The 14,580-nt window shown below is 60.3% G+C and carries 14 protein-coding genes; 2 read left to right on the top strand and 12 right to left on the bottom strand.

The window, feature by feature from the left end; all coding sequences use genetic code 11:
- Positions 1-38 precede the first annotated feature (38 nt).
- The 10 genes from BW43_RS04665 to BW43_RS04710 all read right to left on the bottom strand — a co-directional run bounded on the left by BW43_RS04665 (position 39) and on the right by BW43_RS04710 (position 10,966).
- Complete coding sequence (locus BW43_RS04665) at positions 39-1,226, bottom strand: ATP phosphoribosyltransferase regulatory subunit (protein ID WP_032890487.1); 1,188 nt, start codon at positions 1,224-1,226, stop codon at positions 39-41.
- A gap of 293 nt (positions 1,227-1,519) precedes the next feature.
- On the bottom strand, positions 1,520-2,386 hold the full coding sequence (gene hflC, locus BW43_RS04670) for a protease modulator HflC (protein WP_010213607.1): 867 nt from the start codon (positions 2,384-2,386) through the stop codon (positions 1,520-1,522).
- Positions 2,386-3,561, bottom strand: a complete 1,176-nt coding sequence (gene hflK / locus BW43_RS04675) for an FtsH protease activity modulator HflK (RefSeq protein ID WP_032890485.1) — start codon at positions 3,559-3,561, stop codon at positions 2,386-2,388. The genes hflC and hflK overlap by 1 nt, the downstream gene beginning before the upstream one ends.
- 96 nt (positions 3,562-3,657) lie before the next feature.
- The gene (gene hflX / locus BW43_RS04680) at positions 3,658-4,959 is read right to left on the bottom strand and encodes a ribosome rescue GTPase HflX (protein ID WP_032890483.1); all 1,302 of its coding nucleotides are present in this window, start codon (positions 4,957-4,959) and stop codon (positions 3,658-3,660) included.
- A 12-nt stretch (positions 4,960-4,971) separates the two neighbouring features.
- Entirely contained in the window at positions 4,972-5,232 is a 261-nt protein-coding gene (gene hfq, locus BW43_RS04685) for an RNA chaperone Hfq (protein ID WP_003188059.1), read from the bottom strand.
- Positions 5,233-5,326: 94 nt separating this feature from the next.
- Positions 5,327-6,298: a tRNA (adenosine(37)-N6)-dimethylallyltransferase MiaA gene (gene miaA, locus BW43_RS04690; protein ID WP_032890482.1), complete on the bottom strand. Its 972-nt coding sequence runs from the start codon at positions 6,296-6,298 to the stop codon at positions 5,327-5,329.
- A complete protein-coding gene (mutL, locus tag BW43_RS04695) occupies positions 6,298-8,211 on the bottom strand; it encodes a DNA mismatch repair endonuclease MutL (RefSeq protein ID WP_032890480.1) in 1,914 nt (637 codons plus the stop codon). The genes miaA and mutL overlap by 1 nt, the downstream gene beginning before the upstream one ends.
- The gene (locus BW43_RS04700; protein WP_032890478.1) at positions 8,211-9,632 is read right to left on the bottom strand and encodes an N-acetylmuramoyl-L-alanine amidase; all 1,422 of its coding nucleotides are present in this window, start codon (positions 9,630-9,632) and stop codon (positions 8,211-8,213) included. Before BW43_RS04700 ends, mutL begins: the two co-directional genes overlap by 1 nt.
- A gap of 15 nt (positions 9,633-9,647) precedes the next feature.
- Positions 9,648-10,118, bottom strand: coding sequence for a tRNA (adenosine(37)-N6)-threonylcarbamoyltransferase complex ATPase subunit type 1 TsaE (gene tsaE / locus BW43_RS04705; protein WP_032890476.1), 471 nt, complete (start codon positions 10,116-10,118; stop codon positions 9,648-9,650).
- On the bottom strand, positions 10,106-10,966 hold the full coding sequence (locus BW43_RS04710) for an NAD(P)H-hydrate dehydratase (protein WP_032890474.1): 861 nt from the start codon (positions 10,964-10,966) through the stop codon (positions 10,106-10,108). Before BW43_RS04710 ends, tsaE begins: the two co-directional genes overlap by 13 nt.
- A 63-nt stretch (positions 10,967-11,029) precedes the next feature.
- Between BW43_RS04710 and queG the strand changes: the two genes are divergently transcribed.
- On the top strand, positions 11,030-12,094 hold the full coding sequence (queG, locus tag BW43_RS04715) for a tRNA epoxyqueuosine(34) reductase QueG (protein ID WP_032890472.1): 1,065 nt from the start codon (positions 11,030-11,032) through the stop codon (positions 12,092-12,094).
- Here queG and BW43_RS04720 read toward each other — a convergent pair.
- A complete protein-coding gene (locus tag BW43_RS04720; protein ID WP_177326460.1) occupies positions 12,091-12,708 on the bottom strand; it encodes a trimeric intracellular cation channel family protein in 618 nt (205 codons plus the stop codon). The two genes, queG and BW43_RS04720, sit on opposite strands and share 4 nt — an antisense overlap.
- Before the next feature lie 182 nt (positions 12,709-12,890).
- The gene (gene orn, locus BW43_RS04725; protein ID WP_024073074.1) at positions 12,891-13,433 is read right to left on the bottom strand and encodes an oligoribonuclease; all 543 of its coding nucleotides are present in this window, start codon (positions 13,431-13,433) and stop codon (positions 12,891-12,893) included.
- Between the two features lie 108 nt (positions 13,434-13,541).
- Between orn and rsgA the strand changes: the two genes are divergently transcribed.
- Positions 13,542-14,573 (top strand): small ribosomal subunit biogenesis GTPase RsgA, encoded by a 1,032-nt coding sequence (gene rsgA, locus BW43_RS04730; protein ID WP_032890468.1) that lies wholly within the window; start codon positions 13,542-13,544, stop codon positions 14,571-14,573.
- The last annotated feature ends 7 nt before the right edge of the window (positions 14,574-14,580 follow it).

Here is a 14,580-nt window from a genome sequence, read left to right as displayed (position 1 = left end):
CGCGCAAACTTGGTGCCGGCGATGGCCGGCAGGAAAACTCAAGAAGCCAGTGGCGATACTTGCCAAAGCCCGTTCTGCAGAATCAATTGCCGGTCGCAGTCCGCTTCACGGGCGGCGGCCAATGGCTGGCCAGGCAAGGCCTGGACAACACGCTGACCCTCACTGCGCAACTGGCAAACCTGCTGCCAGAGTGCTGCGTCCGTACTGTCGGGCATCCAAATGCCACCAGACGGCAGCTCGACCTCAGCACGCCCCAGGGTCACCAGGGTTTTCAAATCGGTGGAGAAGCCAGTCGCCGGACGCGCACGACCGAAGTCGGCGCCGATATCGTCGTAACGACCGCCTTGGGCGATGGCCTGGCCAACGCCCGGAACAAACACCGCAAACACCACACCGGTGTGGTAGTGGTAACCGCGCAGCTCGCCCAAATCAAAGTACAGCGGCAAATCAGGGAAACGTGCCGACAGCTGCTCGGCAATCGCCAGCACATCATCCAGCGCCGCCAGTACCGGCGCAGGCGCATTGGCCAGGCGTTCACGCGCAGCTGCCAGCACTTCACGGCCGCCGCACAGATTCACCAGCGCGCGCAGCATGCCAGCCAGGTCGGCAGGCACACCTTCGGTCAGTGCGATTACTTCATCGATAGCCTTACGCTGCAGGGCATCGAACAGCTGTTGCTCTACCTCACCGGACAAACCGGCCGCACGGGCCAGGCCACGGTAGATACCGACGTGACCCAGGTCCATGTGGACATCAGGCACGTCAGCCAGTTGCAGCATGGCCAGCATCAAGCTGATCACTTCAACGTCGCTGCTCGGGCTGGCATCACCGTACAACTCGGCGCCCAGCTGGATAGGGCTACGGGAAGACGACAAGGCACGCGGCTGAGCATGCAGCACGCTACCGGCGTAGCAAAGACGGCTAGGGCCTTCGCGGCGCAGGGTGTGCGCATCGATGCGCGCCACCTGCGGCGTGATGTCTGCCCGAAAGCCCATTTGCCGGCCCGATTGCGGATCAATGACCTTGAAGGTGCGCAGATCCAGGTCCTGGCCCGCGCCGGTCAGCAGGGATTCCAGGTACTCGATATGAGGAGTTACGACAAACTCGTAACCCCAGCTCTGGAACAGATCCAACACCTGGCGACGCGCTACTTCAATGCGCGCAGCTTCTGGTGGCAGTACTTCTTCGATGCCATCTGGCAGCAGCCAGCGGTCTACCGTTGCCATTACGCCATTCCCCTTTGATCCGGGCGGCCAGCCCTCGGCCGAGCCTTGAGTGAAGCAGAAAATACCCGCCCCCTGCATAAACCACGCGCAAGAGCGACGTGACGAACGGCCTGTAAACGGCCTCGTCGGGCACTTTCCTCGAAAAACCTGTCACGCCTGCCGAATCAAACACGCAGACGCAAAAAAGCCGGGAATTTCCCGGCTGCCGCATCATACACCCGTTTTCTGAAAGGATCACCCCGCCAGGCATTTTAGCCGCCCGACGGAGTGCGCCCTACAAAATCACAGGCTGATTACTTGGACTTTTCCAGGTAGCGGAAAAAGTCGCTGCTTGGGTCCAGCACCATGACGTCGGTTTTGTTTGCGAAGCTTTCACGATAGGCGCGCAGGCTACGGTAGAACGCGTAGAACTCCTGGTCCTGGCCGTACGCCTTGGCGTAGATCGCCGCAGCTTGAGCATCACCATCACCACGGGCCTCTTCAGACTCGCGATAGGCTTCTGCCAGCAGTACGCGACGCTGACGGTCGGCATCCGCGCGGATACCTTCAGCCAGCTCGTTACCCTTGGCGCGGTGCTCACGAGCCTCCCGCTCACGCTCGGTGCTCATTCGCTCGAACACGCTGCGATTCACTTCTTTAGGCAGGTCGATAGCCTTGACCCGAACATCGACCACTTCGATACCCAGCTCTTTTTCCGCCATCGTGTTGAGCGAACGCGTGATGTCAGCCATCAGTGCGTCACGCTCACCGGATACCACCTCGTGCAGAGTGCGCTTACCAAACTGGTCACGCAGGCCCGATTCCAGACGGCGCGACAAACGCTCGTCGGCAATCTGCTTGAGGCCGGAGGTCGCAGTGTAGAAGCGCTCGGCATCCTTGACGCGCCACTTGGCGTAGGCATCAACCATCACAGCTTTCTTTTCCAGGGTCAGGAAGCGTTGTGTCGGTGCATCCAGGGTCATCAGGCGGGCGTCGAACTTGCGCACTTGGTTGACGTAGGGCACTTTCACATGCAAGCCCGGCTGGACATCCGCCTGAACCACGCGACCGAATTGCAGCAGCACCGCACGCTCGGTCTGAGCCACGATGTAGAAGCAGTTCCAGGCAGCGATGACCACGACGACGCCCACAATCAGGGCTGTCAGCGATTTATTGCTCATCAACGACTCTCCCTGGTACGTGATTGCTGTTGCAGCAAGTCAGCGGCGGCACGGGCGCTCGCTTCGTTGGCAGCGGCATTGGAGCCGGAGGCCGGTGCGCTGGTGCTGCTACGACCACCTTCGATCATCTTGTCCAACGGCAGGTACAGCAGGTTGTTCTGCCCACCCTTGCTGCCGGTCACGAGGACCTTGCTGGTGTTGCTGAAGACTTCCTGCATGGTGTCCAGGTACAGACGCTCACGGGTGACTTCAGGAGCTTTGCGGTATTCGGCGACCAGTTTGGTAAAGCGATCCGCCTCACCCTTGGCGCGGGAAACCACTTCGTCACGGTAACCGTTGGCATCCTCAAGGATACGCTGGGCCTGACCACGAGCTTCCGGCACAACGCCGTTGGCATAGGTTTCAGCCTGGTTGCGCGAACGCTGCTCGTCTTCACGGGCGCGGATCACGTCATCGAAGGCTTCCTGCACTTCGCGCGGTGCAGCTGCGCTCTGTACGTTTACCTGAGTGACAGTGATGCCGGTGCGATAGGTATCGAGGAACCGTTGCAGGCGCTCCTTGATCTCGCTGGCCATCAATTCACGACCTTCGGTCAGCACCTGGTCCATCGCAGTGGAACCCACCACGTGGCGCAGGGCGCTTTCGGTTGCGTGCTGCAGGCTGATTTCCGGCTGATCAACGTTCAGCACGAAGTCCTGCAGGTTGCTGATCTTGTACTGCACGGTCAGCGGCACTTCGACGATGTTCTCGTCTTCGGTCAGCATCTGGCCCTGCTTGGTGTAGGCACGCTCACGCGTGACATTCTCCATGTACTTCTTGTCGATCGGCGGGAAGTAGATATTCAGACCCGGCCCGACCGTTTCGTAGTACTTGCCGAAGCGCAGCACCACGGCCTGCTCCTGCTCGTCCACGACGTAGACTGCGCTGTACAGCCATACGGACGCCAGCACGACAAGACCGAGGCCCAGCAGGCCATAGCCGCCGCCCTTGCTTGTGCGACCACCGTCGTCACCACCACGTTTTTTTCCACCACCGAACAACCCATTCAGGCTTTCCTGCAGCTTTCGGAAGGCCTCGTCGAGATCTGGTGGCCCCTTGCGGTCGCCATTATTGCGGCGCTTACCACCCCAAGGATCCTGATTATTCGAGTTGCCACCCGGCTCATTCCAAGCCATAGCGCTCTCCATCTGATAAAGCAAAGACGCGCCCACGGCGCGCCGACCAATGCTACAGAATGCCTGCTACTGCGGCACAACCGCTTTCGGAGGCTTTTATTGCAAAGTGTGTTGTTCGATGAACTCTGTCGGGACTACACCTTCACGGCTGACCAGCCGATTGAGCTCCGAGCGCGGCAACCGAACGGCCAGCAAGCTGACACCTTCTTCGTCGTGTTCTTCTTTCTGTACCGCGCCCAGCTCGAAAAACTGTGCACGCAGTCGAGCAAAACGCTGAGGCAAGCGCAAGGTGCCGACAAACAAATCGCTGCCGAGCAATTCGGCAATGGCCTGTTCAAGCAGCTCCAAACCACTGCCATCACGCGCCGACAGCCATACCCGTTGGGGCCTGCCGTTCTCGTCGCGCTGGATTTGTGGCTCAACGCCTTCAAGCAAATCGAGTTTGTTATACACCTCAAGGATCGGCAAGTCCTGGGCACCAATCTCGCCCAGCACCACCATCACCTGCTCAATCTGCAACATGCGATCCGGTTCGGCCGCATCGATCACGTGCAACAGCAGGTCGGAATTGCTCGACTCTTCGAGCGTAGACCGAAATGCCTCGACCAGCTTGTGGGGCAAGTGACGAATGAAACCTACCGTGTCAGCCAGGACGATCGGGCCGAGGTCGTCAATGTCCAAACGGCGCAAGGTCGGATCGAGGGTGGCGAAGAGTTGGTCGGCTGCGTAAACGTCGGATTTGGTCACGTTGTTGAACAACGTGGACTTGCCTGCGTTGGTATAGCCCACCAGGGACACAGTAGGGATATCCGCTCGGGAACGCCCGCGTCGCGATTGCTCGCGCTGGCTGCGCACTTTTTCCAGGCGCCCCTTGATCTGACGCAGGCGAACCCGTAACAGGCGTCGGTCGGTTTCGAGCTGGGTTTCACCCGGGCCGCGCATGCCTATACCACCACCTTGACGCTCAAGGTGAGTCCAGCCGCGAACCAGCCGGGTGCTCATGTGGTCAAGCTGGGCCAGTTCTACCTGGAGCTTGCCCTCATGGGTACGGGCGCGCTGGGCGAAAATATCGAGGATCAGGCCGGTACGGTCGATCACGCGACACTCGAAAACACGTTCGAGGTTACGTTCCTGACTGGGCGTGAGGGTGTGATTGAAGATCACCAGATCGGCTTCTTCGGCGTGGACCAGGTCGCGCAATTCCTCGACCTTGCCGCTGCCAATCAGAAATTTGGCGGTTGGCCGATGACGCGGCACGTTAAAAAACGCAACGGTCTCGGCGCCGGCCGAATTTGCCAACTCCTGAAACTCCTGCGGATCTTCGCGCGCCTCAGGGTCCTGTCCATCCAAGTGAACGAGGATTACTCGCTCACCACCACCGTGGCGCTCAAAGAACAAAGGAGACTCCTATCAGGCGTTACCTGGCTCAGCGTCACCTTGTTCGTCACCAGCTGCGCTAGGCAGACGGATTGGACGAACTGGAACGACTGTCGAGATAGCGTGCTTGTAAACCATCTGGCTGACGGTGTTTTTCAGCAGGATCACGAACTGGTCGAACGACTCGATCGTGCCTTGAAGCTTGATACCGTTGACCAGATAGATGGAAACCCCAACTTTCTCTTTACGTAAAGTATTCAAGTAAGGGTCTTGTAGCGAATGCCCTTTTGACATGTGCCGCACTCCTTTAAGGATCAATAATAAAAAATCGGAAAATAGATAGCTCAAGGCCGTCACACCCCCAAGGATAGACGGCAATTGCAAGGACTCAGCTCAATATGGAGACCGTTCCCAAGTATTTCAAGGCGCGTGACAGATTGTCGCTGTCCAGGCTGTCCAACCAGTGCAAATCGCTCCAGCTGCGCAGCCAAGTGAACTGGCGTTTCGCCAATTGGCGCGTGGCAATGATTCCGCGCTCCTGCATTTCGGCTGACGTCAGCTTGCCATCCAGATGATCCCAGACTTGGCGATAGCCTACAGCACGTATCGAAGGCAACCCTGGATGCAGGTCACCTCTGGAACGCAGTGCTACGACCTCGTCGATAAACCCCTGTTCCAACATAATTGTGAATCTTTGTGCAATTCGTTCATGCAGCACCTGGCGATTTGCCGGAGCGATGGCCAGATTCGCCACAGTATAGGGCAATTGTGACTGTCCAGATGCGCCTGCGTCAGCACTTTGCGCACTTTGTTTAAGCCGCAGTTCAGTCATGGTCTGGCCGCTGACACGCCAGACTTCCAGGGCGCGACTGAGACGCTGGGGATCGTTAGGGTGAATGCGCGCGGCCGAGACTGGATCAACCGCAGCCAACTGATCGTGCAGAGCCTGCCAACCGAAGCGTGCAGCTTCTTCTTCGAGCTCCGCACGCACATGAGCGTCGGCCGGCGGCATATCCGCCAGACCTTCCTGCAAGGCTTTGTAATAGAGCATCGTGCCGCCCACCAGCAGCGGAATATTGCCCCGCGCGGTGATCTCGGCCATGGCGACCAAGGCGTCGGTACGAAAGTCAGCGGCCGAATAGCTCTCGGCCGGGTCAATGATGTCGATCAGGCGGTGCGGATGCTGAGCCAATTGCGCTTTAGACGGCTTGGCCGTGCCGATGTCCATGTCCCGGTAAACCAGGGCAGAGTCGACACTAATAAGCTCGCAGGGCAACACCTTGGTCAGCTCAATGGCCAGGTCGGTCTTACCGGCGGCCGTAGGGCCCATCAGGAAGATCGCGGGGGGCAGGGCACTCATCAACGGCCGCGCAAGAACAGTTTGTCCAGATCGTCCAGGCCCATCTGGGTCCAGGTCGGCCGGCCATGGTTGCATTGTCCGCTGCGCTCGGTGTTTTCCATGTCGCGCAACAGGCCGTTCATTTCCGGCAAGGCCAGGCGCCGGTTAGCGCGGATGGCGCCGTGGCAGGCCATGGTGCCGAGCAATTCGTTGATGTGTGCCTGAATACGGTCACTGGTGCCGTACTCCATCAGGTCCGCCAGCACGTCGGCCACCAGCCGGTTGGCTTCGGCCTGCTTGAGCAGCGCGGGAATCTGGCGGATCGCCAGGGTTTCCGGGCCCAGACGTTGCAGTTCAAAGCCCAGTTTCTGGAACACGCTGTGATGCTCTTCGGCGCAATCGGCTTCACGCTGACTGACGGAAAGAGACTCCGGCACCAGCAGCGGCTGACCGCTGAGGCCTTCGCTGGCCATGGCGATTTTCAGGCGTTCGTACATGATCCGCTCGTGGGCGGCGTGCATGTCCACCAGCACCAGGCCATGAGCGTTTTCCGCGAGGATATAGATGCCTTTGAGCTGCGCCAGCGCATACCCCAGCGGAGGAATATCACCGCCACCCTCCGGCAAGGCGACTGCGCCCGGCTCGGCGCCTGGCAGAGGCGCGAAGAATTCGCGGTAGGCCGCCTGGGCCTCGGCCACTGGCACGGTCGATTGCGGGCGCGGGGTGTATTGGTATTGATAGCCCGCGCCAGCCCCAGACCCCGGTGCGGTGTAGGCAGGCTGCGACTGCGGCGATTGCAGCAGGTTGGCCGCCAGGCTCATTTCGCCCTGGGGGCCGAACTCACCCGCTTCGGGACCGCTCGGACGCACCACAGCGGTCACTATCGGAGCCGACAGTTGATCGTCCGGGCGCACATCGCCCAGCGCGCGGTGCAAGGTGCCATAGAGGAAGTCATGCACCATGCGCCCATCACGGAAACGTACTTCGTGCTTGGTCGGGTGCACGTTGACGTCGACGACCGAGGGATCGACCTCAAAAAACAGCACAAATGTCGGATGACGCCCGTTGAACAGCACGTCGCGATACGCTTGACGCACCGCGTGGGCCACCAGTTTGTCGCGCACCGCACGGCCATTCACGAAAAAATACTGCAAGTCAGCCTGGCTGCGGGAGAAGGTCGGCAAGCCAACCCAGCCCCACAGACGCAGGCCATTGCGCTCGATCTCGATCGGCAGCGCCTGCTCCAGGAACCCGCCGCCGCAAATCGCAGACACTCGCCGAGCGCGCGCGGCGTCGTCATGAGCCTCGTGCAGGCTGAGGATGGTCTTGCCGTTGTGCCGCAGATGGAAGGCCACGTCGAAGCGGGCCAGGGCCAGGCGCTTGATGACTTCTTGCAGGTGATCGAATTCGGTTTTCTCGGCCTTGAGGAATTTGCGCCGCGCCGGGGTGTTGAAGAACAGGTCGCGCACTTCCACCGAGGTGCCCACCGGGTGTGCGGCCGGCTGGACCCGAGGCGCCATGTCGCGGCCTTCGGTTTCCACTTGCCAGGCCTGCTCGGCATCGCGGGTGCGCGATGTCAGGGTCAGACGGGCCACGGAGCTGATCGAAGCCAAAGCCTCACCGCGAAAGCCCAGGCTCATGACCCGCTCAAGGTCTTCCAGATCGCGGATTTTGCTGGTGGCGTGACGGGCCAGGGCCAGGGGCAGGTCATCGGAAGAGATGCCGCTGCCATCGTCACGTACCCGCAACAACTTGACACCGCCCTGCTCCACATCGACATCGATGCGCTTTGCACCAGAGTCGATGCTGTTTTCCAGCAGCTCCTTGATCACCGATGCAGGGCGCTCAACAACCTCACCCGCAGCAATCTGGTTAGCCAGGCGTGGGCTGAGCAACTCAATGCGCGACCCGCTGTTCAAGGTAGATTCGCTCATTACTGCGCCGCCAATTCTGTGCCTGGGATGGTCAACACCTGACCGACTTTCAACTCATCGGTCTTCAGGTTGTTGGCACTGCGCAACGTCGCGGCCGAGACTTGGAAACGCACCGCAAGCATCGCCAAGGTATCGCCGGGCTGCACGCGATGGTCACGCGGGCCTTGGGCGATCTTGCCGGAGTCACGCAGCCAAGCGACGTAAGTGCCCGGCGGCGGGTTCTGCTGGAAGAACTGGCGCACGCCGGCACTGATGGAACGCGCCAACGCCTGCTGATGGCTGGCGCTGGCCAGCTTGGAGGCTTCGTTGGCGTTGGAGATGAACCCGGTTTCCACCAGAATCGATGGGATGTCCGGAGACTTCAACACCATAAACCCGGCCTGTTCCACACGCTGCTTGTGCAGCGAAGTCACGCGACCGATGTTGCTCAAGACCTTCTGGCCGACATTCAAGCTGGAAGTCAGCGAAGCGGTCATCGACAGGTCGAGCAGAACGCCAGCGAGCATCTTGTCCTTGTCATCGAGGGACACGTTGCCGGCACCACCGATCAAGTCGGAACGGTTTTCGCTGTCCGCCAGCCAACGAGCAGTCTCGGACGTGGCCCCGCGATCAGACAACGCAAACACCGAGGCACCGAACGCAGCGGACGACGGCGCAGCATCGGCGTGAATCGACACAAACAGGTCGGCACCTTTCTTACGGGCGATTTCGGTACGGCCGCGCAGCGGAATGAAGTAGTCGCCGGTACGGGTCAGTTCGGCGCGATAGCCTTTCATACCGTTGATCTGACGCTGCAACTCACGGGCGATAGCCAGTACCACGTCTTTTTCATGCTGGCCGCGTGAGCCGGAAGCACCCGGGTCTTCACCACCATGGCCGGCATCGATCACTACGATAATGTCGCGTTTGCCAGCCGGGGCCGGTGGCGGCGGTGGCAACTTGACCTGGGGTTGCGACGGGCTGACAGGCACGGCAGGCACCGTTGCCACGCTCGGGGTTGGAGCAGGCGGCGGTGCGGCATCGGCAGCGTTGTCGAACAAGTCGACCACCAGTCGGTTGCCATATTGGGCATTCGGCGCCAGGGAGAAGCTTTTCGGCGTCACGACTTTTTTCAGATCGATGACAACGCGCAAATCGGTGGGCGTTCGCTGGGCCGAGCGCATGGCGGTGATCGGGGTATTGGCAGTAGACACTTTGAGGGGCGCGGCCAGGGTCGCACCGTTGATGTCGATCACCAGGCGATCAGGCGCCGTGAGAGTAAAGACGCTGTGCTGGACCGGGCCAGACAGGTCGAACACCAGTCGCGTGTTATCCGGTGCTCGCCACAGGCGAACACTTTTCACCTGTGAAGCAGCCAGAGCATTGACAGTCATTGCCGCAAGCAACACCCCTACGACAGCAACCAACGCGCGAAAGCGCATACCTAACCCCACCAATTATTTGAATTCCAATGCCAAAGCGGCGCACCACGACTCTGCGCGCGCACTCTGGGGCAACAACTTCAGCTGACGTCCTGATTCACGCGGCGTAATGGTAATGGTCAGGTCCGGCTTTGGCAAAAAGCCTGTGCCTTTATCTGGCCACTCGATCAGGCACAGTGCGTCTTCGTCAAAGTAATCACGGATGCCCATGTACTCCAGCTCTTCGGGATCGACCAAACGATAGAGGTCGAAGTGGAAAGCACGCAACGCACCGATCTCATAGGGCTCGACCAAAGTGAACGTTGGGCTTTTCACCGCCCCTGCGTGCCCCAAACCGCGAATGATGCCTCGGGACAACGTCGTCTTGCCCGCCCCCAGGTCACCTTCGAGAAAGATTAGCCCGGCTGCGCCTGTGACCTGTGCAATACGATGACCGAGCGCGACCATGGCGTCTTCATTGGCCAGGAAAAGGATTACTTCAGGCACGGCGATTGCTCCTCCAACAATTGACGAATGGCCGGTATCAGATCGCTGGCAGCTAAGCCGCGACCCAGGCTGCCCTGGCGGTCCCCCGCCGTAGCGTGCAACCACACAGCCAGGCAGCTCGCTTCATAAGCAGGCATGCCTTGGGCCATTAACGCGCCCACCAGCCCGGCCAGTACATCGCCAAGGCCCGCTGTGGCCATCGCTGGATGCCCCTGATCACAACGGGAAACACGTCCATCGGGGCAGGCAATCAAACTGCCAGCACCCTTGAGGATAGCCACTGCACTGAATTTCTGGCTCAACGCGCGCGCCACCTTAAGGCGATCGGCCTGAACCTCGGCTGTAGAAATGCCCAATAAGCGCGCAGCCTCGCCCGGATGCGGCGTAATCACGCTACCGCTCGGAAGACTCATATTGCCGGTAGCAAGCTGATTCAGCGCGTCTGCGTCCCACACCTGCGGCAGCAGCGCGTTGGCGGCAACCGATAGCAGGCTTTTACCCCAGGACGCCTCACCCAACCCCGGACCAATAACGATTACCGAGATTTTTTCCAGCAAGCCCATAAGCTGGTTCGCCGAACTCACGCCCACGCTCATGACCTCAGGCACGCGGGCCAACGCGGCAGGCACGTGTTCAAGGCGAGTGGCCAGGGACACCATGCCGGCGCCGCTGCGCAAGGCACTTTCCGCGCTCAACAGCGCAGCGCCGCCAAAGCCGCGGTCGCCACCAATGACCAACAAATGGCCGAACTGGCCTTTATGGGCGTCCGGGGAACGCGCAGCCAGTTGCGGCAAATGGCCGGGCAACAAGGACTGAACGTCGGTTATTTCGTGTTTTGTCTGCGGCATGCGTCTTCAAGCTCCGATGTCTGGCAGAATTATACGCATCTAACCTGTGGTTTCCCGTGTCTCATGCCCGCTATTACCTCCGATCTGCCCGCCCTCGCCCAATCGATCAAAGACTGGGGCCGCGAACTGGGCTTTCAACAAGTCGGCATCAGCGGCCTGGACCTGGCCGAGCATGAACAGCACCTGCAACGTTGGCTAGACGCGGGTTACCACGGCGAGATGGACTACATGGGCGCCCATGGCAGCAAGCGCTCCCATCCCGACGAGCTCGTGCCCGGCACGTTGCGCGTGGTGTCGCTGCGCATGGACTACCTGCCTGGCGACACACAAATGGCGCAACTGCTGGCCCAGCCGGAAAAAGCCTACATTTCGCGCTACGCCCTGGGCCGCGACTACCACAAGCTGATCCGCAAACGCGTACAGCAACTGGCCGACCGCATTCAGGCACAGATCGGCCCATTTGGCTTTCGTGCGTTCGTCGACAGCGCCCCCGTACTGGAAAAAGCCATCGCCGAAAAAGCCGGCCTGGGCTGGATCGGTAAAAACACCCTGGTACTCAACCGCAAGGCCGGCAGTTATTTCTTCCTCAGCGAACTGTTCGTCGATTTGCCGCTGCCGGTCGATGAGCCACACAGCACCGAACACTGTGGCCGCTGCACCGCCTGCCTGGATATCTGCCCAACCAATGCCTTCGTCGGTCCCTATGTGCTGGACGCCCGGCGCTGCATTTCCTACCTGACCATTGAACTGAAGAACGCGATCCCTGAAGACCTGCGCCCATTGATCGGCAATCGGGTGTTCGGTTGTGATGACTGTCAGATCGTTTGTCCGTGGAATCGTTTCGCTCGATCCACCGCCGAGGGCGATTTCAAGCCACGGCATAACCTGGATAACGCAGAACTGGCCGAACTGTTTATGTGGGACGAGGATAAATTCCTCAGCAGCACCGAAGGCTCACCCCTGCGCCGCGCGGGCTACGAGCGCTGGCTGCGCAACCTCGCGGTGGGCCTGGGCAATGCGCCGTCAAGCATTCCGGTGCTGGAAGCCTTGAAGGCACGCAGGGATTACCCGTCGGAGTTGGTGCGCGAACATGTGGAATGGGCGCTGAACCAACACGCTACGCGCTAGTGCACGTCGTCGTTGTAGACGAATTTGGGCATTTCCCAGTGAAAACGGATCGCCAGCAGGCGCAATAGAAAGCCGCTGAACAGGGTCAGCAGAATTGCTTGCTCGCTGGGCAATTCCATATACAGACAGAGCAAGTAGAACCAGGCGGCCAGAAATGACACGCTGGCGTACAGCTCACGGCGGAAGATCAGCGGAATGTCGTTGCAGAAGATATCCCGCAGAATGCCGCCGAAGACGCCGGTGATCACCCCGCTGACCGAGGCCACCAGCATGCCGTGGCCCATTTCCAGTGCAGTCATGCAGCCGATCAGCGTGAAGGCCACCAGGCCTACGGCGTCCAGCGCTAGAAACAGCGAGCGCAGGTGACGCATCAGCGGCGCGATAAAGATCGTCACCAGCGCCGCCACCGAGGTCAGCACCAGGTATTCCGGATGCTTGACCCACGTCAGCGGGTAATGCCCCAACAGCACATCGCGCACCGAGCCGCCGCCCAGCGCCGTTACGCAAGCGATCAGCACCACACCAAACCAGTCCATGCCGCGCCGACCAGCCGACAAGGCACCGGTCATGGCTTCGGCGGTGATGGCGATGAGGTAGAGCATCAGCAGCATGATGGCGATCCTTGCAAAGAGGCCGGCAGTCTAATCATTTGCTGATGGCACCAAAAGGGGGCGCTTGGCGATAAAACGAGTTGCCTGCATCGGGGGCAAGCACCCCTCCCACATTTGGACCTGGGAATACATTCAACTGTGGGAGCTGGCTTGTCTGCGATGGCGCCCGGTCAGCCGCCCCCATTTCAAGCCTTGATGAAATGCTTGCGGTAATGCTGCAGCTCGGCGATCGACTCGCGAATATCATCCAGCGCCAGATGGGTGCTGCCTTTATGGAAGCTGTCTTTGACTTCCGGCGCCCAGCGCGCGGCCAGTTCCTTGAGCGTGGACACATCCAGGTTGCGGTAGTGGAAGTAGCTTTCCAGCGCCTTCATGTGGGTATAAAGGAAGCGGCGGTCCTGGCAGATGCTGTTGCCGCAGATCGGCGATTTGCCCTTGGGCACCCACTGTTCCAGAAAGGCGATGGTTTCGGCTTCGGCTTCGGCCATGCTGATTCGGCTGTCGCGCACACGCTGAGTCAGACCGGAGTTGCCATGGGTGCGGGTGTTCCACTCGTCCATGGTGGCGAGCACGGCGTCGCTGTGGTGGATGGCGATCACCGGACCTTCGGCCAAGGTGTTGAGATTGCTGTCGGTGACAATGGTCGCCATCTCGATGATGACGTCGGTGTCAGGGTTCAGACCGGTCATTTCCAGATCGATCCAAATCAGGTTCTGTGGGTTTTGCATGGCTTGATTCTCTTGGCACCTTGGCGTAGCTGCGCAGTTTAGCAGGCGGGGCCGTGCTAGACTCGCGACCGTTTCACCCAACCTTTGCATTATCGACACGGAACACCAATGGCCAAACGCCAGCTCAACCGTCGCCAAAACTGGCGCATCGAAAAGATTCAAGGTGAGCGCGCCGCACGCGCCGCCAAACGTGAATCCTCCGCCGTGGAAGCGCTCGAGGGCGGCGACCTGGGCCCCGAGCAAACGGGCCTGGTGATCGCGCACTTTGGTGTGCAGGTCGAAGTCGAGGCGCTGGAAGGCGAACTCGCAGGCCAAGTATCCCGCTGCCACTTGCGCGCCAACCTGCCTGCACTGGTCACCGGCGACAAGGTGGTGTGGCGCGCCGGCAACCAGGGCATCGGCGTGATCGTCGCCCAACTGCCGCGCACCACCGAACTGCGTCGTCCTGACAGCCGCGGCCAACTCAAGCCGGTAGCGGCCAACGTCGACATGATCGTGATCGTGTTCGCACCGTTGCCCGAGCCCCATGCCAACCTAATCGACCGCTATTTGGTGGCGGCTGAGCATGCGGGTATTCGCCCGCTGTTGCTGCTGAACAAATTCGACCTGATCGACGAACAGAACGCCCCAGCGCTCAACGCGTTGCTGGCGGTCTACCGCACCTTGGGTTACCCAGTGCTGGAAGTCTCGGCTCACCATGGCAACGGCATGGAACAGCTGCAACAGCAGTTGGACGGACGCATCAGTGTGTTTGTCGGCCAGTCGGGCGTTGGCAAGTCATCGCTGGTCAACAGCCTGCTGCCGGAAGTAGACACCCGTGTAGGCCCGCTGTCGGAACTGTCCGGCCAGGGCACTCATACGACCACCACCGCGCGATTGTTCCACTTCCCCGGCGGCGGTGAGCTGATCGACTCCCCAGGCATTCGCGAATTCGGCCTCGGCCACGTCAGCCGCAGCGATGTGGAAGCGGGCTTTATCGAGTTCAACGACCTGATCGGTACGTGCCGCTTCCGCGACTGCAAACATGACCGCGAGCCGGGCTGTGCGTTGCTCAAGGCCCTGGAAGATGGCCGTGTGCAGCAGCAGCGGATGAACAGCTATCGGTCGATTATTGCGAGCTTGCCCGAGAGCAGTTACTAAATCGACC

This window comes from Pseudomonas sp. RIT357 (genome assembly GCF_000632245.1).
Taxonomy (GTDB): domain Bacteria; phylum Pseudomonadota; class Gammaproteobacteria; order Pseudomonadales; family Pseudomonadaceae; genus Aquipseudomonas; species Aquipseudomonas sivasensis.
Note: the sequence above shows the minus strand (reverse complement) of the source record. Positions and strands in the feature narration are given on the sequence as shown.

Coding starts and splice junctions, on each gene's coding strand:
- orn (WP_024073074.1), bottom strand. CDS start 13,433: ATGCAAAACCCACAGAACCTGATTTGGATCGATCTGGAAATGACCGGT.
- rsgA (WP_032890468.1), top strand. CDS start 13,542: ATGGCCAAACGCCAGCTCAACCGTCGCCAAAACTGGCGCATCGAAAAG.
- BW43_RS04710 (WP_032890474.1), bottom strand. CDS start 10,966: ATGCCGCAGACAAAACACGAAATAACCGACGTTCAGTCCTTGTTGCCC.
- miaA (WP_032890482.1), bottom strand. CDS start 6,298: ATGAGTGCCCTGCCCCCCGCGATCTTCCTGATGGGCCCTACGGCCGCC.
- hfq (WP_003188059.1), bottom strand. CDS start 5,232: ATGTCAAAAGGGCATTCGCTACAAGACCCTTACTTGAATACTTTACGT.
- BW43_RS04665 (WP_032890487.1), bottom strand. CDS start 1,226: ATGGCAACGGTAGACCGCTGGCTGCTGCCAGATGGCATCGAAGAAGTA.
- hflC (WP_010213607.1), bottom strand. CDS start 2,386: ATGAGCAATAAATCGCTGACAGCCCTGATTGTGGGCGTCGTCGTGGTC.
- BW43_RS04700 (WP_032890478.1), bottom strand. CDS start 9,632: ATGCGCTTTCGCGCGTTGGTTGCTGTCGTAGGGGTGTTGCTTGCGGCA.
- mutL (WP_032890480.1), bottom strand. CDS start 8,211: ATGAGCGAATCTACCTTGAACAGCGGGTCGCGCATTGAGTTGCTCAGC.
- hflK (WP_032890485.1), bottom strand. CDS start 3,561: ATGGCTTGGAATGAGCCGGGTGGCAACTCGAATAATCAGGATCCTTGG.
- queG (WP_032890472.1), top strand. CDS start 11,030: ATGCCCGCTATTACCTCCGATCTGCCCGCCCTCGCCCAATCGATCAAA.